This window comes from Rhizobium sp. M10, from assembly GCF_002531955.1.
GTDB lineage: Bacteria > Pseudomonadota > Alphaproteobacteria > Rhizobiales > Rhizobiaceae > Rhizobium > Rhizobium etli_C.
Genome location: NZ_NWTA01000070.1, coordinates 1 through 1,444 on the forward strand (window position 1 = coordinate 1; position 1,444 = coordinate 1,444).

Here is a 1,444-nt window from a genome sequence, read left to right on the forward strand (position 1 = left end):
CGCCCCGCCGACCGGGACATGCATCCCGATGACGAGACCCGCATCAACCAGTTCGCGGAAGCAGTCCGAGGCTATGAAATTCTACCCGACGGTAGCATCGGCCGAGGGGACGGAAGGGTTCCCGAGGCTACCGTCGAGAACAATTTAGGGATTCTTAGGAGGTTCGCTCGTTGGCTCCGAGCAGCAAACAGAGATTCGATGGCTTCTCGGTTTTTAAACGATCCAGATTCACTAGCCGTTGATATCGCGGATTATTGGGCAAGCGGTGAGGACGATCAGAACCGTCTTAACTCAGCGCTGTCTCATTTCAGGAGGCTCGGACCTGAGGGGCAAGAACTCCAAGCCGTTGGAGCTGGGCCGCGCCTGATGGGCCGCCGAATTCATGATCCCTATCCCGATGACGCCCGCGTCATTGATAGCTTGGCCAAGGAAGAGCTGAGTAAGTTCGGACCGGTCTCGATTTCTCAGAAAAATGCCAGTAACCAACGAAAGTTTAGCGATTGGCTCAAAAGGGAGGGTAGGGGGAGCATAGTCAGCCGACTCACGGGTACTGATCAGCAGCAACGGTCGTTGCAGGAGGATTTTAGGAAATTTACCGAGGCCGAGGGAAAAGTGGTCGTGAGTTTAGATCGGCTGCGGCAGTATCTAGGCGCCGAGTCCCAGTTGAAACAGCATAATCCTTATCCCGACGACGCCCTCATGATTGATGGCTTGGCCAACGAAGAGCTGAGCAAGCTCGGACCGGACTCGACTTCCAAGAGGAAAGTTGTCCAGAATATGGCGATAAATCAACGGAGGTTTAGTGATTGGCTCCAAAAGAATGGTCGGGGGAGCATAAGCAGTCGCCTGACTGGCAGTGATGAGCAGCAACGGTCGTTGAAGGACGATTTTAGGGAATTTACTACTAACGTTGAAGTAAAAATAAGCGTGGGTTTCGATCGGCTGCGACAGTATCTAGGCGCCGAGTCGCAGTTGAAACAGCATGATCCTTATCCCGACGACACCCGCATGATTGATGGCTTCGCCAATGAAGAGCTGAGCAAGCTCGGACCGGACTCGACTTCCAAGAGGAAAGGCGTCTTGAATCTGGCCAGCAATCAACGGAGGTTTAGTAATTGGCTCCGAAAGAATGGTCGGGGGAGCATAAGCAGTCGCCTGACTGGCAGTGATGAGCAGCAACGGTCGTTGAAGGACGATTTTAGGGAATTTACTACTAACGTTGAAGTAAAAATAAACGTGAGTCTCGATCGGCTGCGGCAGTATCTAGGCGCTGAGTCGCAGTTGAAACAGCATCATCCTTATCCCGACGACGCCCTCATGATTGATGCCTTGGCCAACGAAGAGCTGAGCAAGCTCGGATCGGCCTCGACTTCCAAGAGGAGAGTCGTCTGGAGACTGGCCAGCAATCAACGAAAGTTTAGTGATTGGCTGCAAACCAGGGGTA

Annotated in this window: 1 pseudogene; it reads left to right on the forward strand. The window is 53.0% G+C overall.

Annotation, left to right across the window (positions count from 1 at the left end):
• Positions 1 to 198 precede the first annotated feature (198 nt).
• Positions 199 to 1,444, forward strand: a pseudogene (locus CO671_RS33030) (hypothetical protein); the annotation flags it as partial.